This window comes from Mesorhizobium sp. 128a, from assembly GCF_053848025.1.
The window spans coordinates 1-24,536 of record NZ_JBSPKY010000025.1 but is presented as its reverse complement, the minus strand read 5'-3'; the positions used below and the strand labels follow the sequence as shown (position 1 = coordinate 24,536).

Genomic DNA, 24,536 nt, shown 5'->3' with positions numbered 1-24,536 from the left:
AGAAGGGCTCCACATCTAGCAGGCTGTTGAAAAAGGGCTCGCGACAGTGCCAGGTTCGTGATTCACTCTGACGACGAAGAGTGGGAGTGAATCGTGCGGGGCGGGGACGGACAGACGGGCGAACTGTTCAGCTATGTGGACCTGGAGGCGCGGGTGCGGCGGGATCACCCTTTGCGCCGTATTCGAGGGATCGTGAACGAGGCGTTGGCGGCGCTGGAACGGGATTTTGCCGCTATGTATTCGCCGATCGGGCGACCATCGATTCCGCCGGAGAAGCTGCTCAGAGCGATGCTGTTGCAGGCGTTCTATTCAATCCGCTCTGAGCGACTGCTCATGGAACGGCTGGAATACGACCTCCTGTTCCGCTGGTTCGTGGGCATCGGCGTCGACGATCTGGCTTGGGACCATTCGGTGTTCTCGAAGAACCGCGACCGGCTGCTTGAGGGCGACATCGCGGCGAAGTTCCTGAGCGCCGTCTTGACGCAACCCAAGGTGAAGAAGCTTCTGTCCACGGATCACTTCTCGGTCGACGGCACGCTGATCGAGGCGTGGGCATCGATGAAGAGCGTGAAGCCGAAGGACGGGTCGGGCGAAGACCCGAAGGATGGCTCTGGCGAGCCGCCGTCAGAGGGTGGCGGGCGCAATGCCGAGGCAGACTTCCATGGCCAGAAGCGGTCTAACCAGACGCATGCATCGACCACCGATCCGGACGCAAGGCTCTATCGCAAAGGGCGGGGTAAGGAGGCGAAGCTCTGCTTCATGGGGCATGGGCTGATGGAGAACCGCCATGGCCTGCTGGTCGATGCTTGCCTGACGCAAGCCGACGGGCATGCCGAACGGGTGGCGGCGCTGCACATGATCGAACCCTATGCCGACAGGCCGCAGGCAATCACGCTCGGCGCCGACAAGGCCTATGACGCGGAGGACTTCATCAACGAGTTGCGCGCGATGAGGGTGACGCCACACGTGGCGCGGAACACCAACGGCCGTCGTTCGGCGATCGACGGGCGCACGACGCGGCACGGCGGCTATGCTGTCAGCCAGCGCATCCGCAAACGCATCGAGGAGGCGTTCGGATGGATCAAGATGGTCGCCGGGCAGGCAAAGACAAAGTTGCGTGGCCGCGACCGCGTCGGATGGGCCTTCACCCTCAGCGCCGCCGCCTACAATCTGGTGCGGCTGCCCAAGCTGTTGGCGGTGTCGACATGACCGCCCCGGTGGGTTGTAAATTGATCGGCCGCTGGCGGATCGTCGAGGCAGATCTTTGGGATCGCGATCATCTCGACCTTGTCGATCCCGCCACTATCACCATCGAAGCGGACAACCACGGTGAGATCGCCTTTGGCGCCCTGCAAGCTGGCCTCGATCTCAGCTATGGCCCCAATATGGTATTCTTCACATGGGCCGGCTTCGACGAGATGGACGAGGTCACTGGCGATGGCTCTGCTGAATTGCTTGACGACGGCTCGATCGAGATCACATTCGCCTACCACAACGGCGACGAGGCGATCCTCAAAGCCAAACGAGATACTTCTTCAACAGCCTGCTAGTGCCGTTGCGTTGCCTCGTATTCCTGGCAAGCTTCGATCCAGTAATCCGGGTCTTCGTAAGATGTTGGATCATTTTGAGCAGCGAGGTGAAAGGCCTCGCGCCGCTCGACGCAGGTGCCGCAACGACCGCAATGATGAACCCCGCCCCGGTAACACGACCAGGTTTCCGCAAAAGGCACGGCCAGTCGTGCGCCTTCGCGGACAATGTCAGCTTTGCTCATTTGCAAGAACGGCGCGTAGAGGGCGATCCTCGCCAGCCCCTCCAGCGCGTGGCACTGCATGGCCTCGAAGGCTTCGACAAAAGCCGGGCGGCAGTCCGGGTAGATGAAATGATCTCCGCCGTGGACCGCTGCCGCCACTGCATCGGCCTTTTCCGCCGCGGCTACACCAAAAGGCGACCGCCAGCATGATGGCGTTGCGATTGGGTACGACGGTGACGCGCATGCTGTCTTCGGCATAGTGCCCCTCGGGGACCGGGCCGCCGCTGGTCAGCGCCGACCCGGTTAGCAGGCGGCCGACCGCGGTGATATCGACGACGTCGTGCGGCACGCCGAGGCGCACGGCGCAGCTGCCCGCAAAGTCCAGCTCCTTTTTATGGCGCTGACCGTAGTCAAACGACAGGAGGCGGGTGAGGGCTCTTTGGGCTGCGACCTTGTAGGCGAGCGTGACGGAATCCAATCCGCCGGAGCAGATAACGACAGTTTTCAACAGGCTTCCTTGTATTTACCGGGTAGGCTGCGACCGGATCGGCTCACGTGCCGATAGACATTTTGGCGGATTACACTGGACGCCACCCGCGAGGTGGACAGCACGCACCATCCACTTTCCCGTGCCACAAATGACCAGAGTTGTTCCGATGTCAGTCAGGAGTACGCCGACGGTCGCGTTGCCGCCGATCGTCGTTGACTGTCTGCTGTCAGGGATGCAGCGGCTGAGGGGTAGTGGCTTTCACAGAGAGACGCTTGCCGGACTGGTGGCGCACATTTGAATTTGGGACCGCCAAATTGGTCCTGACGACGAATGTCGCTGGCAAACTGTTGTGCGCTGCAAATTCTCTCTTCGCAACTGCACAAAAATGTGGCAGATGCTTCCATCCGCTGACGCGGGGGAAGGAGAGACCTGGTGAGCTCAAACGGTGGATCGAGGGCATTGACCTCGCCGGACATTGCGGCGCGGAAGGGGAAAGACGCCACTTGTCTGCTTAACTGCCTATACGACGCCCGCCGCCAAGCTCGTCGACGGCCATTGCGATGTTGTGCTGGTCGGCGACAGCGTCGGCATGGTGTTGCACGGCATGTCCTCTACTGTTGGCGTCACGCTCGAAATGATGATCCTGCACGGCAAGGCGGTTCGGCGCGGACTTCATAGCGCTCTGATGGTCGTGGACATGCCCTTTGGCTCTTACGAGGAAAGCCACGCACAGGCCTTCCGCAATGCGGCCCTGGTTATGGCCGAAACCGGCGCGGCGGCGGTCAAGCTCGAAGGCGGCGAAAGCGTCGCGGAGACAATCCGGTTTGTGACCGCCCGCGGCATACCCGTAATGGGCCATGTCGGACTGACGCCGCAGGCTGTCAATGCCTTTGGCGGTTATCACATCCAGGGACGAGGCGAGGATGCCGAACGGATCCTGCGCGATGCAATGGCGGTGGCCGAGGCTGGCGCATTCGCCGTCGTGCTCGAGAAGATACCGGAAGCTCTTGCTCGGCTGATCACACAGGAAATTGCGATTCCCACAATCGGTATCGGTGCATCGCCGGCGTGCGACGGTCAGATCCTGGTTGTCGATGATATGCTAGGCCTGTTCGGCACCTTCCGGCCCAAATTTGTCAAGCGCTATGCGGAGCTTGCGGATGTCGCCAACGCAGCGATCGCGGCATACGCAAAAGATGTGCGCGAACGCTGCTTCCCGGCCGCCGATCACATCTTCGGTGATGAGCAGGGCACAGTCAGTGGAGGAGAAGACGCATGAGCACCGCGATCGTCCGGATCGTCTCCGAACTGCGTAGCATCGTTGCCGCTTGGCGCCGCGAGGGCCTAAGGATTGCCGTTGTGCCAACCATGGGCGCTCTGCATGAGGGGCATCTCAGCCTCGTGCGGGCCGCGCTGGCCAACGCTGATCGGGTGATCGTGACGCTCTTCATCAATCCGAGGCAATTCAACAATCCCGATGACCTGGCTGCCTATCCGCGCACGGAACACGATGACACCGCCAAGCTCGCCTCAGTTGGCGCCCATATTCTTTATGCTCCCGATGCAGCCGACATCTATCCGCCAGGCTTCGCGACCACAGTTTCGGTCAGCGGTGTGAGCGAGGGGCTTTGCGGCACGTTTCGGCCCGGCCACTTCGATGGCGTGGCGACGGTGGTCACAAAACTTCTTTTGCAGACTGGGGCCGATCTGGCGTTTTTCGGCGAGAAGGACTTTCAGCAACTTCACGTCGTGCGCCAGCTTGTCCGTGACCTCGATGTCCCAATCGAGATCATCGCGGGCCCGACGGTCCGCGAGGCCGATGGCCTGGCAATGTCGTCGCGCAACGCGCGCCTGTCTTTGGCCGAGCGCAACAGGGCGCCTCGGCTGGCTGAAATACTTGTCCAAACTGCCAGGCAGCTGAGTTCAGGAGAATCTGTAGAGCGTGCGCTGACTGACGGTCGAGAGGCGATCCTCGCAGCGGGCTTCTCGAAGGTTGAGTATCTCGAACTGCGCGCGGATGGTGATCTTGCCTCGATCGTCAGATTCGATCGGCCAGCGCGGCTGCTGGTCGCTGCATGGCTTGGCCAAACACGGCTAATTGACAATGTCGAGGTGGCGTTGCCACGTCCTGAAGCGGTGCACCAAGCTGCTTGCCTGAATCGAGAGGACGTGGCAGAGCTCCAGGGACATAAAAATGGCGCCCAGCGTCGTCCGGACCGCGCCGGCTGCATTCTCAGTAGCGTTTTCAGTATTCATGAATGTGACCTCTCCAAGTTCTTCATGAGCAGTATGTCGGTCAGGCGATTTGATCGCGGCGCGGCCATCGCTTCGCGATGCGATTTGATTGTTGCCTGACCCCGTTTCAAGGGGTCGGCAAGGCTCCTTTCTAGGCCCGCTGCGGCGTGCCGCAATGCTCGCTTCGCTCGCATCCTCCTCTCCGTTCGGGCCCTAGGGTGCAGCCCGCCTCGTTCAGCGGGCCAGCCAGTCGCTTTCTGCCGCCCGGCCCACTCAGGGGGGCAGGCACGCGAGATTGGAATCGAGCGCTGCCTCCCTGCCATCACCGGCATGAGCGATCGCGGCCTGCGCGGTTGTTCGACCGACTGGTCGAGCTCGGTGCGAGCTGCCCCGGTCGACCGGCCTTTCGCATTTATGGGCTTTGAAAATATGGCGAACGCGATCAAACAGACCGTCGTCTGATTGACCATTCCCCCTTGTGCGCGCCGCATCCATTCCCGCCAGCGCGCCTCCGGCGGCAGTTGATCGAGTTCCCGACACCGCGTCGAGGCGACCATTTTTGCGACCGGCGAACCTGTCACCCGCGAGACGCTGGCCCGCATCGTGGGAAAAAGCTGCAGTATCGATCTTTTGATCGATGATATCCGCGAGGAACTGCGCGGCCGCCCCTCCGACCTGGTCGCCGTCGCCGGCGGCTGGAAGCATCTCACCCGCCCGGCCTACGCCGACGCCATCCCCCGTGCATTTGGCAGTGCATTTGGCACGGCCGTCGGCGGAAGCCCTGCGGGCGGGCGACCTGACGCAGGCGGAAGTGCTGGTGCTGATGTGCATCGCTTAGTTTCAGCCGATCACCCGCGCCGAACTGTCGTCATTTTTCGGCAAGGAGATTTCTCGCGACCTGATCGGCAATCTATGCGCCTTCGGCATGATCGCCTCCGGGCCGCGCAGTCCGACACCTACACCTATCTCGCGACCAAACAATTCATGCTCGAGTTCGGCCTCGACACGTTGCGCGACCTGCCGGTTATCGGATCGCGATGAGAGCGCCTGTCCCGCATCTGCGCCTACTAGATTCTAGGCCAGCCGCCCGGAAAGCAGGCTCACAGATTGCTGGAAATGGCGGCCTTTGAACATCGCAATCCTCCGAAATGATTGAAGGATGCCCTGCCACTCAGGAGTGACAAAAAACGTTGCAACACATTCTGACTGCCTCATCGGTCCTTCGCCGCACGACGGTGCCGGACCAGAATATTGGGAGACAGGTTAGATCATGACCATGGACCGAGCATGAGCACGGCCGTCACGGTCCGGACGAACATTCCGCTGCCCGCGACCGCCAGCGTCTTCCCCAGCGGGCGCATTTAGGGTTCTAGCTAAGGGTGTCATTTCGCCCGTTCCGGAACGATCATGGATGGCGAATATGGTCGATCATCCATTGTCCGATGCTTGGAGCACGGCAAATTGTCGGCTTTCGAAGCAAAGCAAAGGGACCTTGCCTGGTTCCCGCTGATGACGGGCTGCCTATGCCCCGGAGGTATTCGATCCGTCCATTTTGTAGGAAATTCGACAAAACTAACGATTACCCGCTCACCGCGAGAAGTTAGGGAATTCAAGAAGAGCCGACTGCTGGGCCTGTGGCATGGCTCTTGCGTTTACAGCTGTGACATTACACGCCAATAGAGGCGTTGGTGTCCACAGGTACCTATCTCAGTTGAGGTGATACGACAGTGCCATCCCCATAGGCGAGAGTATCCATGACACGCGCCCTTGCAGCAGCAGCTTTCCTTCTCACGGCTTTGGCTTCAGCCCAGGCCTCTTCAAATGTTAGTTCGCGATCGAGCACCTGGAACAGTCAACCGGGAGACACAATGAACCGTTCGTCGTGCGGTCCTCGCTATGTGCTGTGCTTGAAACCTTGTATCCCCTGGTGCGAGCCGGATCCAGATGGTCCCGCGGCCGACCGCAAATCTCCCATGAAGTTCTCTAATCGCCTCTGTCAATGCGATCCTTCCTCGTCATTGATCACGCGCGTGCCGGGCTCGGGGCTCTTTCCGGGTTCGATCGCAAGGATCGCCGCATGTTTGCGTTGGAACGGGTGGGTCGAATGATTCATCGACATGGTCAGAGTGGGGAACTGCCGCTCGGATTGCGAGAGGCGCCACCCGCGATTACGCTAAGTGGTGTAGCTGACAGCTTGGCGCGCCGCGCTCTCCCGAGGGGCCGGGATGATCAGCGTGCCACGGCGGGCAGGCTGATGAGGGGACCATCGCTCATCCGGCTGATGGTTCGAGAGCCGCCCGCCAGGCGGTCGAACTCGGCCGCACGCCACATCTGGGGCCACTCTCGCCTGGCTGCGCTCGATTTGCTCGATCAACGCTGCCGGCGTGCCAGATCATCTGGACGCACAAAAATTATGCTCACCGCCCTGGTCGCCGACCGATATGCGGGTCGATGCAGCTCTGGACGACGTGGAGATGAGCAATTTCGCCGGCCGTCACTGGAACAGCCTGTCTGGTGGAGAACGGCAACGGCTCCACATCGCTTGGGCGCTGGCCCAGCAACCGGACTCCTCTTCCTGGACGAGCCCACCAACCATCTCGACATCCACAACCAGCTCACGCTGCTCGCCCTCGTCAAGGGCGTTAGATCCGCAGGCGTTTAACGTGGATGAGGTGAGACGCTACGCGTTTGCGGGAAGCTGCAAATGATTTGTAACTTCATAATAATGGTTCTTTAAGGAGTTGTTGGCATGCGCGTAGAAAACCATCATTGCGATGTGATCGGTGTGTCGGTCGCTCCCACGCAACTTGATAATCTGTCTTCTGCGATTCTGCAGCAGGGGGGGATGGCGCGAGTGTCGCTGCCAGGCGATGTGGTGACCTGGGCGGCAGGCGGTCACCAGACGCTCAGGCGGATCCTGTCCGACCAGCGTTTCAACAGGGACTGGCGACAGTGGCGGGCGCTGCAGGACGGCGAGATTCCCGAGGATCATCCGCTGATCGGGATGTGCAAAGTGGACAACATGGTCACGGCGCATGGCGCCGATCACCGGCGCTTGCGCGGCCTGCTGTCCAAGAGCTTCACGCCCAGTCGTATCGCCCTGCTGGCGCCAGGGATCGAACAATGCGTCGATCGACTCCTGGCCGAGATGACGCAGCGCGGCGGCAGCGCCGATCTGATGTGCGAGTTCGCCGTTCCGCTGCCCACCAACGTGATCGCCGAACTGTTCGGTTTGCCGGACGAACAGCGCGAGGAGATCGTCGCGCTCACCTACAGCCTGGCCAACACCTCCGCCACAGCCGCAGAGGTGCGACAGACGCGGCAGCGCATCCCGGAGTTCTTCCGTCGCCTGATCGCGCTCAAGCGGGGCCAGCTCGGCGACGATCTGGCTTCGGCCCTGATCGTCGCGCGCGATAACGGCGAGATCGTTTCCGACACCGAGCTCATCGACATGCTGTTCATGGTGCTCTCTGCGGGCTTCGTGACCACCACCGGCGTCATCGGCAATGGCGTGCTGGCATTGCTGACGCATCCGCAGCAACTGCAGCTGGTGCGCAGCGGCAAAGTTCCGTGGTCACAGGCGATCGAGGAGATCCTGCGCTGGGGCAGCGCAGTGGCCAATCTGCCGTTCCGCTATGCCACCCAGGACGTGGAGATCGACGGATGCATGGTCCGCCGCGGCGACGCCGTCCTGATGGCGTTCCATGCGGCGAACCGGGACGAAAAGGCCTTCGGTCCCGGCGCCGACAGGTTCGATGTCACCCGGCAGCACAACCCGCACCTGTCGTTCGGCGAGGGGCCGCATTTCTGCATGGGCGCTGCGCTGGCGCGCCTGGAATTGCGCTGCGCCTTCCCCGCGCTGTTCGGGAGGCTGGAGGATCTGGCGCTGACCATCGCCGCGGCGGACGTCGTCTACATGCCGTCTTACGTCATTCGCTGCCCGCAGCGCCTGCCGGTCACCTTCCGCCCTTCCATCGCTAAGAGAGTGCGGCATTCACCACGCATTCGGTGATTCTCGGTTCGCCGGGGTGGCTGGTCTCGGATGAGGGGGGCGGGCATGCCCGGTTACGCACGATCGTGGCGCCGGCCTTCAGCAACCGCAGGGTGAAGCCGCTCGCGCAGCAGGTCGAGGCGATCGACGCTGGCGGCCCAGCCCCAGCCCGCCGCCACCTTTCCTTGCCCCGCTCACCGAAGCTGTGACGCCCTACGACATCCGATCCAGACTAACCGTCGTCTCCTCGAGGCGAAGGAAGGCGGGGCAGCTCAAGAGCGCTCGAGAGCGGCATCGATCAAGACCTCATCGATGCGCTGATCGCCAGTGGCACGATTCGCATCCCGGCTAGAACGTCCACCGAATGCTCGCCCAAATCTGGCGCAGGACGCTGCGCCATATCCCTGATCGACAGGGGACCGACTTCGCCACGGTCGCCAGCGCTGCGATGCTCGAACGGCCGGGCGTGGCGGCCGTCATCATCGGCGGGCGCAACCGTTCGCATCTGGCCTCGAACGTCGCCGTGTCCTGCCTCGCCCTGACCGCCGAGGACCTGGACCCCATCGCCGAAGTGCTGGCGGAAATAAGGCAGCTCGAGGACAATGTCTATGGCTGGAGCGCGACACTGGAACGGCAGCCGCATCCGCAACTCCCGTTCCAAGGACCTGATGGAGACGTTTTGCGGCCATGGCTTGCCGTCGAGCCTCTACACCGATCGCGGCAGCCACTATTTCGTGACGCTGAGGGCTGGCGAGGCGATCGACAAGACGCGGCCAACCCAAGTTGGACGCGCGCTGCAAAGGCTCGGCATCGAGCATATCCCCGCCTATTCGCCCGAAGCGCGGGGCCGGTCGGAACGGATGTTCTCGCCACTCCAGCAGCGACTGCCAAGGGAGCTGGCGCTGGCCGGCATTCGCGACATCGCGGACGGCAATCGCTTCATCGCGGACGTCTACCTGCCCGCCCATAATGTCCGCTTCGCCAGGCCGCCCGAGATCGCCGACAGCGCCTTCGTCGCCGTCGACGCGGACCAGTTGGCTGAGATCCAATGCGTCGAGGAGGAGCGCATCGTGGGTCGCGACAACACTATCGTGGCCGCCAAGCCCGATCCGACACCATTTCGTCAAGGCCAGTGCCCCGGAGGTATTCGATCCGTCCATTTTGTAGGGAATTCGACAAAACTAACGATTGCCCGCTCACCGCGAGACGTGAGGGAATTCAATAAGAAGCGACTGCTCCGCCTCTGGCATGGCTCTTGCTCTTCCAGCTGTGACATTAAAGCCAACGGAGCCGTTTGATGTCGACAGGTAACAATCTCACTTCGGTTTACACACCCGCGCCGAACTGTCGTCTTTCTTCGGCAAGGAGATCAGTCGCGATTTTATTGGGCATCTGCGCGGTGCCGGCCTGATCGCTTCCGGTCCGCGCAGCCCAACGCCGGGCGCGCCCTACACCTATGTGACGACAAAAGAATTCCTGCTTGAGTTCGGGCTCGACACGCTGCGCGACCTGCCGGATTTCGAGGCGCTCGAGGATGCCGGACTGCTGAGCAAGGAGAAGCTGCTGGCTGGTGACATCATGCCCCTTTGCCGGCCTCCAAGAGGCCGTTGAAGTCGAGGCCGACGAATAGCTAGACGCTGACGACGGAACGATCCCTGCGTTTGCTTGTACATGATCAATAGATCGATCGGCTATATGCAGCAGGCCGACAGGTGGCGCATTGTCCGAAATTTGCGGGCATATTTCGGACATGGGTCGAAATTCAGCCCGGCCTCGTTTGGCCCAGCCTTAGGGCCATCCGTTGTCATCGCAGATCGGCTATCGTGAATGGAGCTCCTGTTCGGGCTGAACGAGGACGAGTTCGAGGGGGAAGAGTGCAATCAAAAGAGATCGGCAGTTTCTGCTGTTGAACGTCCGCTCTCATTTCGGAGGAAATGTAACAGCGCGAGTTCTCAAAAGAACTTATCCCAGCTATGCTTAAACGGGGCGGCGGGGCAAAAGGGATGAGGTTGCAATTTCCTTGGACTGTGGTGGTCGCCTTGGCGACAGGACTGAGCGTCACAGACCCCGCTACTGCCCAGGAATCTCAACATTCCGCTCGGCAGATTCAACAAGCGCTCGCCGACCATGGCTATGATCTCGGGACCGCGGACGGAATTTGGGGACGTCGGTCCATCAGTGCGCTCAAGGCTTTCCAGAAAGCGAACAATCTTCCTCAGACTGGTACTTTGGACGAAGCGACGTCAGCCGCACTTTTTCCGCAACCCCAGGTGACGCGTGGCCCGTTGACGCCCATAGCCACGGACTCGCACCCGTCGCTCTTGGAGAAGCCTGGTGTTCCAACGAAGACAACTCCACAAACTAGTCACGGTGAAGCTGGGCAAGCTGGTGGCGATGTTCACCAGGCGCCGCCTTTGCCGGCGCACACCGAGGCGGCCTCAACCAAATCTGATCGTTTGGCGCCGGAGCCCAACAAGGTCAGAGAGGTGCCAACCCCCGCAACGCCGCGTTTGATCTATTTGGGCTTGCTAGGGGTCGCCGCCGCGTTTTTCTTCCTGCGGAGGCGCCGACGAAATCCAGCCACGGAGTTGGTTCCAACGACATCCGAAAGCAAGCGCAGCGAACCTGAGCGCACTCTCAACCGGTCGGCCAGAACCGATAGGCATCGCCTCCAGGTCCCAACCGATCGCATGGTTCCAGCCAACAGTGCTGCTGGAAGGCAGCCCGTCGTCCAAAACCCGGTCCTGCCGGTGGATATTGCGGTTTCTCTCGCGGTACACAACGCCGCCGTCCACGATTTCATTAGACAAAGAGGAGCGATCCGACGGCCCAAATCAGGGGCCAATCCTTCAGCCAGGCAGCCGGCCGCTCCCGCAAAAACGAGTTGGCAAAGCATAGAGGCCACCAAGGTCACCCCGGTAACGACAACAAACGAGGGATCGCTCGCATCTCATAATGCTCAGATAGCGGAATCCATTCGACAACGCGGTGATGTTCTCATTCCCCCTACGGCCGCAACGGATCAGACGCAGCCGTCGGGTTCTGAAAGCAAGGGCAGCCAACTTGATAGCGGTCTCGACCAGTCGGCCAGAAGCAACAGGCACCTCTTGGTTCGGAACGATCCGATCGTCCCAGCCAATACGGTAGTTGGAAGACAACCGGTCGAGCAGAAACAAGCCTTAACATCAGATATTGCGACTTCCGTCGCGGCGCATAATAGAGCTGTCCACGACTTCATCAGACAACGCGGAGCCATTACACCGCCCACACCAGTGCCCAATCCCTCAGCCGCAGAAGCGGGTTGGCAAAGCATTGAGGACACCAAGGTCGCCCCCGCGGCGCCGACAACCGAAGGATCGCTCGCATCGCATAGTGCTCAGATTTCAGATCTCATTCGGCAGCGCGGCCCTATTATTGTTCCCAACAGCGCCGGGTCAGACCAGCCGCGATGGTTCGACCGGATACCCGTAGTGCGAACGAGCCCCGCCACGCGCCAGTCGGCACATTGGATTCCTGCGAACACAGCAACAATGGTTGGAAGCCATAGCATTTCCGGCGGCATGATCTATGTAGGTGAGCACCTGCCGAGGCAGGGCAGTTCAATCGACGCGGAAAACTGCCTGATCGACCCAAGATTGACCGTGGCCATTCACGGCGATCCGCTGGGGCAAACGATGGGCTACTGGCCGTCTTACTCAAGCATTTCGCCCACGGCGCGAAAATCCTATCTGGACTGGCTTGCCGGATCGCGATCCGATCCCGACACCTATATCGGATACGTGTTCCTCTATTTCTACGGTCTCGAACGCCGCCTCATGTTGGAGGATAGCCCACCCGACGCCGATGGTGTCGTTGCCGAGGTTCGCCGGCTATGGCAGGTGTATGGAGGGAATGGTTCGTTCAAGCGTTATGCTGGTGAGTTGCTTTCGGCTCACCAGCTAAAATCGGCTCAGTTGCCGGAAAAGTTTGATCTGGATGTCGAGGAAAATAGCTACGAGATCCCGATAAAGCTGAAGGTCGCGCTTGGGATGCGGGTGCGCAGCGGAGAGGCGATCGAGCCGGACCTTTTGTTGGCTTACGTTCTTGCCGACCCCGAAACGAGGGTGCGAACGCCGGCCCGACGGGCACAGACTCTCTTGCGAGAGCTGTTCGCGGAAGCGGTGGAGAAGCAATATCCAAATGGCGTGCGCGTTCCGGCCGCCGGAGTGCGAAAACTGGAGGTCAACTACCGTGCCTGCAGCGGGACGTTCGATCTTGCAATCCGCCCCTTTGGCGGTGACCTGCCGGACATCACAAACCGCGGCGAACCGATAGGCGGTGCACGCCGCATCTTCGACGACTGCACGGATCTGCTCGATGACTACAGCCGCATGCTCGGCCGTTCGGAAGGACTAAGCCCTAGCCTTGCGGCTGTGGCTCAGCTGCCCTTGGGTTTGCGCGCGAAAAATTGTGAAAAGCTCGCTGGCAGCCCATTGAGGCGGCTCCAAGAACTGGCGAGTAGTGACGCCCCAATATCCATCCAGAAGCTGGCTGAGTTGGCTGGGATGGAGCCCAACAAGATTTCCGCACGGGCGAAGCAGAAGGAACTTTCCGGAATTCTGGCCGCCCTTGGCTATGGCCATACCGCCGATCCTTCCTTTTCCCTGAAGTCGGCAAAACCAGACGAGCCGGCGATTGTCTTTGCTCTGGAACGTGAAGCCGAAGCTGATCCCGAACCGAGCCAGCATTACCGACCCATGCAACTGTCAATCATGCTAGGCATGGTGATTGCTTTCGCTGACGGTCTCCTCCACCCCTTGGAAGAACGCAGGCTCTTCGACAAGGTCGACGAGGCGCCCGGCCTGTCGAGGGACGAACGTGTACGCCTCAAAGCCGAGATCAAGGTCTGCGCCGCCGATGCCAGCCGCGTTGTGGACTGGACCAAACGCATAAGCGACGTGCCAAGAGACCGCCGCGAAGATCTTGCCGATGAATTGGTGGCAGTCGCCGCGGCAGACGGAACCCTTCACGCACGGGAAGTGTCGCAGCTCGAGAAGCTGTTCAGACAGATGGAGCTGGACCAAAACTCCCTGTATTTGCGATTGCAGGGGAGTGTCGCGCCGCAGAACAGGCCGCGCGACGGAAATAACGATCTTCCCCTGGTTATCCCCGCCGGGATCCAGCCGCCGGGCATACCGGTGTCGCCGGCGTCTCCTAGAGCGTCTGCGACGCGCGTCGACATCTCGCGTCTCGAAGCGATCCGACGTGAAACCCGGAGCACGTCCAGCGTCCTTGCCGATATCTTCATGGACGAGGTAGAGCCGCCGATCGAGCTTCAGCCCGCGATCGAGGAAATCGAGACGTCCAATGGGGATGCGCGCTTCGACGGGCTGGAGCGACGCTATGCATGGCTTCTGTCGCAACTGATCGAGCAGGAAACCTGGACGGCTTCGGATTTTGAGCGTTTGGTGCGCGGCGCCGATCTGATGCCCGGCGCGGCAAAGCAAGCACTCAACGATTGGTCCCTCGACGGATTCGACGAACTGGTCCTGGACGGCGAGGACCCTGTCATCGTCAACGCCAGCCTGTTTTCCGCGGCTACTGCCCAGTCTCCGTCGCTCACCGTCTCTGTCGAAGGAATGTCAGCATGACGACAAAAACCCCACCTATCAAACCGAGAGATCGAGACACCATCATCAGCGCCTTGCGTGCCGGCGTCGTACCGCGCATCGGTCTCCAACATATTCAGGTGGGGCGCCAGCGCGAGATCGAAGCGCTGATCCAGGACATAGAGCGGATCGGCAACGGTGGGTCGAGTATCCGTCTCGTCATCGGCGCCTATGGTGCCGGCAAGACCTTCTTCCTGTTTCTCATCAGACAGATCGCACTTCAGCGCAAGCTTGCCGTCTGTCAGGCTGACCTCTCGCCAGACCGCCGTATCCACGCCACCGGCGGGCAGGCGCGGACGCTTTATGCCGAGCTTGCCACCAGTCTTGCCACCCGCACCGCTCCAGACGGCGGGGCACTCAGGAACATTCTGGAAAGCTACATCCAGAAAGCGTCCGAACGCGCTTCCTCAAGCGAGACGACTATTGAAACCGCCATCAGGGAAGGCCTTGGCGATCTTCGCGAGATGGTCGGTGGCTATGATTTCGCAACCGTCATCGTTGCCTATGCGCGGGGCTACGAGGAAGGAAACAGCAATTTGCAGGACGCCGCGCTGCGTTGGTTGCGCGGCGAATACACGACCAAGACAGAGGCGCGGGCCGACCTGGGCGTGCGTACCATCATCGACGACGCGTCCTTCTATGATGGTCTGAGATTGCTCGCTCGTTTCACAACGCTCGCTGGTTTTGGCGGCCTTTTGGTCTGCCTCGACGAACTCGTCAATCTCTACAAGCTGCAGAGCGCCCAGGCCCGCAAACAGAATTACGAGCAGATCCTGCGCATCTTCAACGATGTCCTGCAGGGCACGACGCAAGGCATCGGCTTCATTCTCGGCGGGACGCCGGAATTTCTGCTCGACACGCGGCGCGGCCTTTACTCCTACGAGGCCTTGCAATCCCGCCTTGCCGGGAACAGTTTTGCCGGCAATGGCTTGGCCGACTATTCCGGTCCGGTGGTCAATCTGCCGAACCTGACGCCGGAGGAACTCTACCATCTCCTGGAGCGGCTACGCGACGTCTTCGCGGCCGGCGATCAGGAAAAATGGCTGGTGCCGGACGAGGCACTCCATGCCTTTATGGACCATTGCGCCAACCGGATCGGCGAGGCTTATTTTCGGACTCCGCGCAACACGGTGAAAGCCTTCGTCGATCTGCTCGCTATCCTCCAACAAAACCCCGGCACGGATTGGAAAGACATGCTTGGCGCAGTGGACGTGGCGGAAGATCGAGACGGTGCAGACGACCATCCCATCAACGATGCCGAAGGGGGAGCGGACGACGAGCTTGCAACCCTCCGCATTTGACACGCTTTCCGAGCCGGTCAGGCGCTGGATATGGCAGCGGAAATGGCCGTCGCTACGGGATGTCCAGGAAAAAGCCATCCCGGCCATCCTTGCCGGTGGCGATGTCGTGATCTCCGCACGCACTGCCGCCGGCAAGACCGAAGCCGCCTTCCTGCCGTTGCTGACCCGGCATGCCGAGCACGCAGGCAGCGCCGATGGATTCGCGATCCTCTATGTCAGCCCGCTGAAGGCATTGATCAACGATCAGCACCGGCGGCTGGAAAGCCTGTGCGAAGGCAGCGGCGTCCTCCTGCACAAATGGCATGGCGACGTCTCGTCGGATGCCAAAACCCGTGCACGAAAGCGACCTTCGGGTATCGTGTTGATCACTCCAGAATCGCTTGAGGCGTTGCTCGTGCGCAGAGGCGGTGAGGTAGCGCAGATGTTTTCGCGCCTCGATGCGGTGGTCATCGATGAGTTGCATGCCTTCATCGGCACCGAGCGTGGCATGCAACTGCAGTCGATCCTCAATAGAGTCGAGGTGGCGACCGCGCGAGACCGCATCGATCGAATTGGGCTGTCAGCAACACTTGGCGACATGAGCCTCGCTGCTGAGGCACTACGGCCTGGCAAGGGTGCCAGCGTCACGGTCGTCGAAGGCAAGGACGAGGGGAACGGGGTCCGTTTGCAGATCCGCGGTTATCTGCTGGACGGCACCGCCCCAGGCGATCTCACGGCTACCACAGACGATAGCGATCCGCCGGGAAAGCCGGTCGCACCTTTTGAACAATCGACAGTCCCTGCAGCGCTTGCGGCCGACTTGTTTCGCCTGCTGCGCGGCCAGAGCAATCTGCTGTTTGCCGGATCTCGTGCCAATGTCGAGGTCTATGCCGACATGCTGCGTTCGATGTGCGACGAAGCGAGCTTGCCAAATGAGTTCTTCCCGCATCATGGCAATCTCGCAAGGGCCATGCGCGAGGAGGTCGAAGCGAGGCTTCGAGACGATCCGCGCCCGACCACGGCGGTCGCGACCACCACCCTGGAACTCGGAATCGACATTGGCGAGGTGGAGACAATCGCGCAGATCGGGCCGGGTTTTTCGGTCGCGTCACTTCGCCAACGCCTCGGCCGATCCGGCCGCAGGGCCGGAAAGCCCGCAACGCTGCGCATGTTCGTCATCGAGCCTTCCATCGGTAAGGGACGACATCCAATCGACCGGCTTCACTTGGATCTGGTTCAGTCGATTGCGATGGTCGAGTGCCTGCGGGCTGGATGGTGTGAGCCGCCATTGCCAGCTGGGCTGCATCTTTCAACCCTCCTCCATCAAGTGATGGCACTGATAGTGCAGACAGGGGGCGTAAACCCGGCGGTCGCCTGGAAACTGCTATGCGAGCGCGGCCCTTTTCGAGCCGTGGACAGGACGCTGTTTGCCGAATTGCTTCGGTGCATGGCTACGCCTGAAAACCGGTTGCTTGAGCAATCTCCGGAAGGCTTGCTCATGATCGGAGAGGCCGGGGAAAAGATCACGGAATCGTACGAATTCTATGCTGTTTTCGCCACGGAACGAGAATATCGGATCATTCACGATGCACGCACGCTCGGGACCTATCCGCTGAGCTCTCCGCTTGCACGTGGCGAAACAATCATCTTTGCCGGGCGCCGCTGGCAAGTCATCGAAATCGACGATCGCGCCCGTGTCATCATGGTCAAGCCGACACGGGCTGGAAAGCCGCCGCATTTCAATGGCAAGGGGGCGGCCATCCACGATCACGTGGTGGCAACGATGCGCACGGTTCTCGCATCCAATGACGCTTACCCCTATCTCGATCCTGCCGCCAACCGCCTGCTGGACGAGGCGCGCGGTTCTTTCCTGGACCTACAGCTGGATAGCCGTTCCATCATCACGCACGGGGAGGGCGTTCTGATATTCCCCTGGGTCGGCACCAGGAAGCTGCAGACGCTAACCCTGGCGTTGCTGGCCCGTGAGTTCAAAGCATCGCATTTCGGGCATGGGATTGAACTTCAGGAATGCGAGGCCGAGAAAGTCATCGAAACTCTGCAGGACATAGCTGGTTCGCCGGCGCCAGACGGTGAAGAACTTGCTGCACGACTAGCACAGCCCGCATTGGCAAAGTTCGACACGTTCTTGAGCGATCACTTGATGACATTGGTCACGATGATGGAGAGAATCAGCGCCGACGACTTGCCACTGATCGCCGTCAACGCACTGGGAATCCATACGACGCACGAAGTCGCATAACCGCCGGGATCGGTGCTCTCGGCGCTGGCAGCCGTTCGCATATGTCGAAGGCTGCTATAGAGGACCCATCAGCAGTTGACCGGGTCTGCGTGCCGAAAGCAGATGAGGTGGATGGCTCCCGCTCCCGGCATCACAGTGCCACAGTGGGTTTGCTGTCAGGCAACCCGAGCTAAGGAGCCATCCGCCATGCAGATTACCACCGTGGGCCTTGATCTGGCCAAGCGCATTTTTCAAGTTCACGCCGTCGACGCGTCTGGAGACGCTGTTGTGCGCAAGGCACTGCGCCGATCGCAAGTTCTGCCGTTCTTCACCAAGTTGCCGCCCTGCCTGATCGGCATGGAGGCGTGCGGCACATCGCATCATTGGGCTCGAGAATTGACGGAGCTCGGCCATGAAGTCCGCCTGATGCCACCGTCCTACGTGAAGCCCTATGTGAAGCGCGGAAAGAATGATGCGGTGGACGCGGAAGCGATTTGCGAAGCGGTAACACGCCCGACCATGCGTTTCGTCGTGATGAAGTCAGCCGAGCAGCAAGCGGCCCTATCGCTTCATCGCACCCGCAATCTTCTGGTCAAGCAGCGTACGCAACTGGTGAATATGATCCGCGGCCTGTTGGCCGAGTTCGGCATCGATATTCCCGAAGGTTTGGAGCGGGCGCTTAAGCTGGCGCGCCAGATAGCCGCGAAGAAATCCACATTGGACGTACCGGCAATGGCACTGCAGATTCTGTGTATCCTGTGCGAGCAGGTGCTCAACACCCATGCCCGGCTCCAGACCATTGACCGGTCGATCCTTGCCCAACAAAGAACGAATGAAGTGGCACGGCGTCTATCGACCATACCTGGCATTGGCCCGATCGGTGCCACAGCGTTGGCGGCCTCGGTTGCTGATCCGGGTCAGTTCCGCTCGGGTCGAGAGTTTGCCGCCTGGCTCGGGCTGACACCTTCGCAAAACTCGAGCGGCGGAAAGGACCGTCTCGGGCACATCACCAAGATGGGCGACCGGTACCTGAGAAAGCTCCTTGTGATCGGCGCGACCTCTCTGATCCGACGGGCAAGGCATAAGCCCGAGGCTGCGGATCCGCGCCTCCTCGCGTTGCTCGCCAGGAAGCCAGCGCGCGTGGCGAGCGTAGCGATGGCAAACAAGATGGCCCGCGTGGTGTGGGCTATCATGGCGCGCGGCGAAACCTATCAAGCGCGTCATGCTCCGAACCTTGCGTAAGTTGCGCAGAAGACGAGACACTGAAGCAGAAATCAGATCGAGCCGATCAATCGGCTCCATGAGGTTGTAAGAGCGACGCGATGTGATGGCGAGACCGGTCAGGCCGGGAACAGGGACAACCCATGCGATGTCGGAGGCATCATAGCCTGCAAAGCAGATTGGGACCTTGTTCGCCGACCCCATCAGGGCCAGCAGCTTCAAACGGCTGCATGAACAGGCCGGACAGAAGACTGCACCCGACCAATGCGCCAGAACAACGAATTACCTCTTGCAATACGGGAGCCATCCACAGAGGACACCATGGAGTAAGCGTCAAGGTCTGCAGTCGGCACTATGCGGTCATTACAGAAATGATCTGGTCACGGCTGAGATGGAGATTTTTTCGGCCCGGCAGCTCTGAAAGCTGCCACAGCGAACCCGATGCCAGGTAGCTAAGGCGAAGGGATGTTGGCCTTCGCCATCCGGAGCCTGTTACCAGACGTGTTCCTTCCAGTGCCGACCAGGCCGGAAGTGGACCAAATGGGACAAGATGAGGGCAGACGCTCGTCGGGTGGAGGAGGAGCGTCTACTCGCCGTTTGTGACACCGATCCTTCGAAGCTTCACTACTTATGGAGCCTTGTCCAAATTGGCGAGGCCTGCTCGACCGCAGTTTTTCATCTTTCGGCGACAGGCGGTGTTTGTGCTCTAAGGTGGTGAGAACACGCCTTGATTGCTTTTTTCCCCCGGCTAGATTGTACCCGCGCTTTCATCTAGGCGCAGATTCGTGATCCTGCCGGACGACAGGCGTGGCTTCTTCGGATCGGAAAACCGTCACCTGGAGTGCTTCGGATGAGCGAGTCCCCGACGCCGCGTGCTACCAAACGAGAGGCTCATCGAGGATCGCAATGGCTTAAGTGGGACCTGCATTTACACGCGCCCGGTACGAAGCTCTCTTGCGGATATGGCAAACCGGACGACGCGACGTGGAAACGCTTCGTGGCTATTCTCGAACAATCCGAGGTCCAGGCCTTTGGCATAACGGACTATTTTTCGTTCGACGGCTACCTGAACACCGTCAAGTGGTATCGCCAATCGTATCCGGACTCGGCCAAGCTGGTGATCCCGAACCTGGAGCTGCGTTTGACCGAGACGGTCAGCATCGACGGCAAAAACGTCAACACGCATGTGCTGATAGACCCGGCTGTCGCGACGCCCGAAGCCTTGAGCAAGTTCCTCAACGACCTGGAAACGCACATATCCGTTGGTGGCAGACGGTTACGCTGCAGTGAACTGACGTCTGCTAATTACGCTGCGGCCACCGTCAGCATACATGATGTCAAGGACTCGCTAAAAGGATGTTTCGCGCCGGAGCAATACATTATCGTCACCGCCGCCGGAAACGATGGCCTGCGCGGTACCGCCAAAAATTCCCAGCGTAGCAAATCCATTTCCGATGAACTCGATAGGATCAGTAGCGCCTTCTTTGGGAAGTCGAATAGCACGGCATTCTTCCTGAGCGACTCGCGCTACGAGGACGCGTCGAAGTCGGAACCTAAGCCCCTCTATGACGCCAGTGACGCTCATTCCTTCGAGGACCTCGGACGTTTGACAGGGGACGAACCGAGCTATCAATCGACCTGGATCAAGGCCAATCTGACTTTCCGAGGTCTCCGTCAGACGATCTTCGAACCGGAACATCGCGTCTTTGTCGGAGACCGTCCAACCGTTCTCGTCCGGCTCGAGCGCGAGGCGACGCAGTTCATCGACAGGCTGGAGATTAATCCCCTCGCCCCCTATGCCGGTCATAACGGCACCTGGTTTCGGAATGTCGATATCCCGTTCAACCCTGAGCTGACTGCCATAATCGGGAACAAGGGAAGCGGCAAAAGCGCTGTCGCGGATATCGTCGCACTGCTCGGAAATACTCGCCAAGCGAAATATTTCTCGTTTCTAACGGACAGTCAAACGAACAGGAAATTCAAGCGGCCCGGGTTCGCCGAGAATTTTTCGGGTCGTCTCGTATGGAAGAGCGGGAGCGTTGTCGAACGGACTCTGAACGATGATGTCGATGAACTTTCGCCGGAGGCAGTCAAATACCTGCCACAGAACTACTTCGAGAGCCTGACGAACGAAATCGAAGTCCAGGCGCTGCGTAGGGAAATCGAAGACGTCGTATTTTCGCACGTCGACATCAGCGACAAGATGGACGCCAAGAGCTTCCACGATCTCGAAGAACGGAAGACGTTGAACAGTCGACAGGAAGCTAGCCAGATCAAAACGAAGCTGCGGGAACTCAACGTCAGGATTCTCGAACTCGAGGACCAGAGCGAACCTGAATTCAAGACCAAACTGCAGGCGGAACTAGGGGTCCTTCAGAAGCAGGTATCCACACTCGAAGCGTCAAAGCCTCCGGAGGAAGCTACCCCGGCTGCGCAGAGTGCGGAACAGGAAGCGGCGACAGAAGAAATCGCGTCACAAACCCGGTTGCTGGACGACCTTGCTGCGCGTGAAAAGAGCGCCGTCACGCGGCTCGGTCGCCACAAGACTACCTTGCAAGAGGCCAGCGAATTCAAGGACGGCGTAAATGCCCTGAAAAGCCGTGTGCAAGGCGACAAGGAGGTTTTCAAAACCAAGTATAGCGGTCTCGGTTTAGATGTTGACCAAGTCATTAGTCTTACCGTTAATCTCGAAGAGGTCACGAAGAAGATTGAGGCTATGAACGAAGAAATCGTGGCGATTGAGCGCGAGAGCGCCATGTTTTTCGATCCAAAGACCGATCTTTCCACAGTCGCCAGTGTACCCGAATTGCGTGCTGCGCAGAAATATATTGCTGATTGCATCGCCGAGACGCGCGCCGCTCTCTCGGCGCCCCAACAGCGCTATCAAAGGTATGTGCAGGCCGTCCGCGAGATATCCGAGCAGATCAGCAATATCGTCGGTCTAAAGGACTCGCCGAAACTAGGCACGATCGCGGAACTGGAGGCCCGCATTGCCCGGATCGACAACGATCTGCCGGGGGAGTTGTCCAAGGCGTATGAAGACCGTAAGGCGCTGTGCTTGGCCCTCTTCGAAAGCAAGCACAAGATAAGAACGTTCTACGAGGGTTTGAAAACCAAGGTCGAGTCGCGGCTCACCGTGGTGAGTACCGGGGATTTCAAGGTGTCGATCGACGCGTCTTTTGTACCGTCTCCCAAGTTCGGTGAAGAATTCTTCAACCATCTGAACCAAAACGTGAGCGGTCCCTTCCGCGGAGTCGCAGAAGGCGCGCGCGCGCTTCAACAGAAGCTATCAATAGTCGACTGGAACTCCTTCGAAAGCATCTTTGCCTTTGTGGACGATGTGGTCAGATCGATGAAATCGGGTGGCATCAGACGGCAGACCAAAGACGTCAAGAAATTCTACGACTTTCTTTATTCCCTCGAATACTTCGAGCCCCGGTACGAGTTGAGACTGGGAGGCAAAGATCTGAACCAGCTTTCCCCCGGAGAGAAGGGGCTTCTGCTGCTGGTCTTCTACCTACACCTGGACACCGACAGCTCACCCCTCATCATCGACCAACCCGAGGACAATCTCGACAACGACAGCATATTCGCGGTACTCGCAAGGTGTATTCGCGACGCAAAGAAAACCCGGCAGGTCATATTGGTGACGCATAACCCAAACCTCGCGATCGGAGCCGACGCCGAACAAATCGTCTATGTCCGGTTGGACAAGGTGAGCGGTTACAGGTTCAGCTATGATTGCGGCGCGATCGAGAACCCGAATACCAACGGCCATATCGTAAGGGTGCTGGAAGGTTCGCGGCCCGCCTTCGTACAACGTCGACTCAAGTATCAAATCACCTGATTGTTCTTTGCCTGGCTATGTTCCACCATCATCATTGAAATCGTTGATGAATTTCAAGCGGTCGCCAACGGCTTTCAAACGGTCGCCACATAAAGTTCCGCTCTGGGCAGCCATCGCCACATGAGTTTGCACCACGCTTCGGGCAGCCTTCAAAGTACCACCTGCGGTGAACGATTCTGTCCATAGCCAGTGTCGGAGGTCGGGCCGTGAACTTGTCGCACGCAAGCCTTCGAGTCCCTGAGAGCACATCGCGCCATGCTGCAGGCTGACATCTCAGCTGGCTGCAACTCACGAGTGTCCGCACCCTGTGTTGACAGACTTGGACGCCTCCACTATACAGCTGTCCGCACCATGTTGTGGCGCGCTGAGAGAAGGAAACGGCCTTGACTTCACAGAACACAACCAGGGTTTCGCTGAGGCTGAAGAACGACGTACATGGGGCGATCCTGCGTCGGGCGGAGGATGCGGGCCTCGACCCTTCGGCGTACATGCAGGACATTCTCGAGAAGGCGGTGATCGAGGATCTGCCAGAGGACCTGCGCCTCAGAATCGAGAGGGAGAGGGCACTCTACGAGGTGGCCCAGCGGAAGGCGCGGGACGCATTCGCCGAGGGAGCGTTCGATGAGCACTTCACCAGAACCGTGTTCCGGCTCCTGGTCGAGGACAATGATACGCGAAGGCTCTACGAGGACGTGATCGGCGCCGAGGCCGGAGCCGACGGCGCGCCGGGGAAGACCCCCGTCAACATGTACCTAGGGTGGTATATCAAGAACGCGATCGGGGCCAAGCCGCTGCTCGGACCAGACGGCAATCCCCGCAGGGCGTTCGTCAAGGGCGAACCAATCAAGAGCTACACGCTCCTGACCATGGAGTGAAGAGGGGCCTATCCGCGGGCTTGCGTCACTAAAGACCCAGGCCGGAACTGGGTGGTTCTACCGACCAGCGTTCGGAGATTGTCATTCAACTGCCCCTGAGCGGAAGCGACATCGCATTTCCAGAATCCCGCAAGCGCAGACACCGTCTCCTCAACCGCGGTCACCGGATATGCTGTCCCGATGTAGAAGCGAACGGCGCGTCCGTTTCGGTGAGAATTCGGTTCCTCGGCATTTTGGAAAGCAAGCTTGCAGCGCGTCTGCTTCGGACCATGGGAAGGCCTACGGAAAACCATGCACCGATATCGGCAGCCTTCTCGGCATGCGGAACAGATCCGGAGCATGTCGGCTATGGATGGACATCACGCGACCGCCCGCCTGCGAGCACGCTCGCAAGAGCCTGTCGAAGACATCCTTCTGCAGGTCAAGGTGGCGCGCGAATTCATCGCCGCCGTCCAGGCCTATCTCACCAACGTATTCGCTCTCACCCAGCAGCCTGACAAACAGCGGCACCTCGCCGTGCCGCTCATGAACAAGCTGGGGGGTGAAGTCCAAGGGCTGTCCTGATCCGCTTCCTGCCTTTGGCGAGCTGGGCCGTTTTAGGGAATGCCTTCGGCGTGTTCGTCACGGGAAGCATGTACATTCCGGCGCGCTCAGCGCTATCCGCGGCAAGTGCCGGATTCGGAAACAGGTCAAGGTGGCAATGAAAGTCGATCAAGGCCCGAACTCTTGGCTCCTCAGGTAGGTTCCGACCCCTTAGAGGCCACGCTTGTGGACGCCGAAACATCCCTCACGTTCTGCACTTTCCATTGGCAAAGGTCCACTCGAGATCGCTCGCTGCCGGAGACCACTTCCGTCGCGTCCCGTCGCGATGAGCATCGCCATCACGTCGTCGCTGCGTGTTTCAGAAATTCGCGGACACCCATTCCGCTAATTCGCGGACAGCGATTTCAGTAATTACGG

13 protein-coding genes and 8 pseudogenes are annotated in these 24,536 nt (G+C 59.9%); 17 read left to right on the top strand and 4 right to left on the bottom strand.

The window, feature by feature from the left end; translation table 11 throughout:
* Positions 1 to 93 precede the first annotated feature (93 nt).
* Both ACWTU9_RS29285 and ACWTU9_RS29280 read left to right on the top strand, forming a co-directional pair.
* Positions 94 to 1,209 carry an IS5 family transposase gene (locus tag ACWTU9_RS29285; protein WP_455861353.1) on the top strand — a complete coding sequence of 372 codons (1,116 nt, stop codon included), beginning with the start codon at positions 94 to 96 and terminating at the stop codon, positions 1,207 to 1,209.
* Complete coding sequence (locus tag ACWTU9_RS29280) at positions 1,206 to 1,550, top strand: hypothetical protein (RefSeq protein WP_455861352.1); 345 nt, start codon at positions 1,206 to 1,208, stop codon at positions 1,548 to 1,550. Before ACWTU9_RS29285 ends, ACWTU9_RS29280 begins: the two co-directional genes overlap by 4 nt.
* Here the strand turns inward: ACWTU9_RS29280 and queC are convergent.
* Positions 1,547 to 2,258: pseudogene (gene queC, locus ACWTU9_RS29275) on the bottom strand (7-cyano-7-deazaguanine synthase QueC). The gene ACWTU9_RS29280 and the pseudogene queC overlap by 4 nt on opposite strands.
* A gap of 414 nt (positions 2,259 to 2,672) precedes the next feature.
* On the opposite strand from queC, the pseudogene panB reads away from it, so the two are divergent.
* The 15 genes and pseudogenes from panB to ACWTU9_RS29200 all read left to right on the top strand — a co-directional run bounded on the left by panB (position 2,673) and on the right by ACWTU9_RS29200 (position 23,576).
* Positions 2,673 to 3,519: pseudogene (gene panB / locus ACWTU9_RS29270) on the top strand (3-methyl-2-oxobutanoate hydroxymethyltransferase).
* Positions 3,516 to 4,358, top strand: a pseudogene (panC, locus tag ACWTU9_RS29265) (pantoate--beta-alanine ligase); the annotation flags it as partial. The pseudogenes panB and panC, both read left to right, overlap by 4 nt.
* Positions 4,359 to 5,012: 654 nt before the next feature.
* Positions 5,013 to 5,498: pseudogene (gene scpB, locus ACWTU9_RS29260) on the top strand (SMC-Scp complex subunit ScpB); the annotation flags it as partial.
* 1,272 nt (positions 5,499 to 6,770) lie between these two features.
* Positions 6,771 to 7,110: pseudogene (locus ACWTU9_RS29255) on the top strand (ATP-binding cassette domain-containing protein); the annotation flags it as partial.
* Between the two features lie 114 nt (positions 7,111 to 7,224).
* Positions 7,225 to 8,487, top strand: a complete 1,263-nt coding sequence (locus ACWTU9_RS29250) for a cytochrome P450 family protein (RefSeq protein WP_455861351.1) — start codon at positions 7,225 to 7,227, stop codon at positions 8,485 to 8,487.
* Positions 8,463 to 8,657, top strand: a pseudogene (locus ACWTU9_RS29245) (cytochrome P450); the annotation flags it as partial. The gene ACWTU9_RS29250 and the pseudogene ACWTU9_RS29245, both read left to right, overlap by 25 nt.
* Positions 8,658 to 8,830: 173 nt before the next feature.
* Positions 8,831 to 8,980 (top strand): annotated as a pseudogene (locus tag ACWTU9_RS29240) (aldo/keto reductase); the annotation flags it as partial.
* A 154-nt stretch (positions 8,981 to 9,134) separates the two neighbouring features.
* On the top strand, positions 9,135 to 9,764 hold the full coding sequence (locus ACWTU9_RS29235) for a hypothetical protein (protein WP_455861381.1): 630 nt from the start codon (positions 9,135 to 9,137) through the stop codon (positions 9,762 to 9,764).
* 28 nt (positions 9,765 to 9,792) lie between these two features.
* A pseudogene (locus ACWTU9_RS29230) lies at positions 9,793 to 10,096 on the top strand (SMC-Scp complex subunit ScpB); the annotation flags it as partial.
* A 373-nt stretch (positions 10,097 to 10,469) separates the two neighbouring features.
* A complete protein-coding gene (locus ACWTU9_RS29225) occupies positions 10,470 to 14,096 on the top strand; it encodes a TerB N-terminal domain-containing protein (RefSeq protein ID WP_455861350.1) in 3,627 nt (1,208 codons plus the stop codon).
* Positions 14,093 to 15,415, top strand: a complete 1,323-nt coding sequence (locus ACWTU9_RS29220) for an ATP-binding protein (RefSeq protein ID WP_455861349.1) — start codon at positions 14,093 to 14,095, stop codon at positions 15,413 to 15,415. Before ACWTU9_RS29225 ends, ACWTU9_RS29220 begins: the two co-directional genes overlap by 4 nt.
* A complete protein-coding gene (locus tag ACWTU9_RS29215; RefSeq protein WP_455861348.1) occupies positions 15,312 to 17,654 on the top strand; it encodes a DEAD/DEAH box helicase in 2,343 nt (780 codons plus the stop codon). Before ACWTU9_RS29220 ends, ACWTU9_RS29215 begins: the two co-directional genes overlap by 104 nt.
* Before the next feature lie 186 nt (positions 17,655 to 17,840).
* Positions 17,841 to 18,875 carry an IS110 family RNA-guided transposase gene (locus tag ACWTU9_RS29210; protein ID WP_455861347.1) on the top strand — a complete coding sequence of 345 codons (1,035 nt, stop codon included), beginning with the start codon at positions 17,841 to 17,843 and terminating at the stop codon, positions 18,873 to 18,875.
* An 829-nt stretch (positions 18,876 to 19,704) separates the two neighbouring features.
* Positions 19,705 to 22,701, top strand: a complete 2,997-nt coding sequence (locus ACWTU9_RS29205) for a TrlF family AAA-like ATPase (protein ID WP_455861346.1) — start codon at positions 19,705 to 19,707, stop codon at positions 22,699 to 22,701.
* A 383-nt stretch (positions 22,702 to 23,084) separates the two neighbouring features.
* Complete coding sequence (locus ACWTU9_RS29200; protein ID WP_455861345.1) at positions 23,085 to 23,576, top strand: hypothetical protein; 492 nt, start codon at positions 23,085 to 23,087, stop codon at positions 23,574 to 23,576.
* A 160-nt stretch (positions 23,577 to 23,736) separates the two neighbouring features.
* Here ACWTU9_RS29200 and ACWTU9_RS29195 read toward each other — a convergent pair whose 3' ends face one another.
* From ACWTU9_RS29195 to ACWTU9_RS29185, 3 genes are read right to left on the bottom strand one after another with little or no spacing between them, the layout of a single operon-like run.
* Positions 23,737 to 23,877 carry a hypothetical protein gene (locus tag ACWTU9_RS29195; RefSeq protein WP_455861378.1) on the bottom strand — a complete coding sequence of 47 codons (141 nt, stop codon included), beginning with the start codon at positions 23,875 to 23,877 and terminating at the stop codon, positions 23,737 to 23,739.
* Complete coding sequence (locus ACWTU9_RS29190; protein ID WP_455861344.1) at positions 23,856 to 24,128, bottom strand: hypothetical protein; 273 nt, start codon at positions 24,126 to 24,128, stop codon at positions 23,856 to 23,858. The genes ACWTU9_RS29195 and ACWTU9_RS29190 overlap by 22 nt, the downstream gene beginning before the upstream one ends.
* Complete coding sequence (locus ACWTU9_RS29185; protein WP_455861343.1) at positions 24,100 to 24,360, bottom strand: TatD family hydrolase; 261 nt, start codon at positions 24,358 to 24,360, stop codon at positions 24,100 to 24,102. Before ACWTU9_RS29185 ends, ACWTU9_RS29190 begins: the two co-directional genes overlap by 29 nt.
* Between the last annotated feature and the right edge of the window lie 176 nt (positions 24,361 to 24,536).

What these genes read in the sequence shown, in the direction of transcription:
- ACWTU9_RS29210 (WP_455861347.1), top strand. Translation starts at nt 17,841, where the DNA reads ATGCAGATTACCACCGTGGGCCTTGATCTGGCCAAGCGCATTTTTCAA.
- ACWTU9_RS29220 (WP_455861349.1), top strand. Translation starts at nt 14,093, where the DNA reads ATGACGACAAAAACCCCACCTATCAAACCGAGAGATCGAGACACCATC.
- ACWTU9_RS29235 (WP_455861381.1), top strand. Translation starts at nt 9,135, where the DNA reads ATGGAGACGTTTTGCGGCCATGGCTTGCCGTCGAGCCTCTACACCGAT.
- ACWTU9_RS29250 (WP_455861351.1), top strand. Translation starts at nt 7,225, where the DNA reads ATGCGCGTAGAAAACCATCATTGCGATGTGATCGGTGTGTCGGTCGCT.
- ACWTU9_RS29280 (WP_455861352.1), top strand. Translation starts at nt 1,206, where the DNA reads ATGACCGCCCCGGTGGGTTGTAAATTGATCGGCCGCTGGCGGATCGTC.
- ACWTU9_RS29185 (WP_455861343.1), bottom strand. Translation starts at nt 24,360, where the DNA reads ATGTTTCGGCGTCCACAAGCGTGGCCTCTAAGGGGTCGGAACCTACCT.
- ACWTU9_RS29205 (WP_455861346.1), top strand. Translation starts at nt 19,705, where the DNA reads ATGAGCGAGTCCCCGACGCCGCGTGCTACCAAACGAGAGGCTCATCGA.
- ACWTU9_RS29225 (WP_455861350.1), top strand. Translation starts at nt 10,470, where the DNA reads ATGAGGTTGCAATTTCCTTGGACTGTGGTGGTCGCCTTGGCGACAGGA.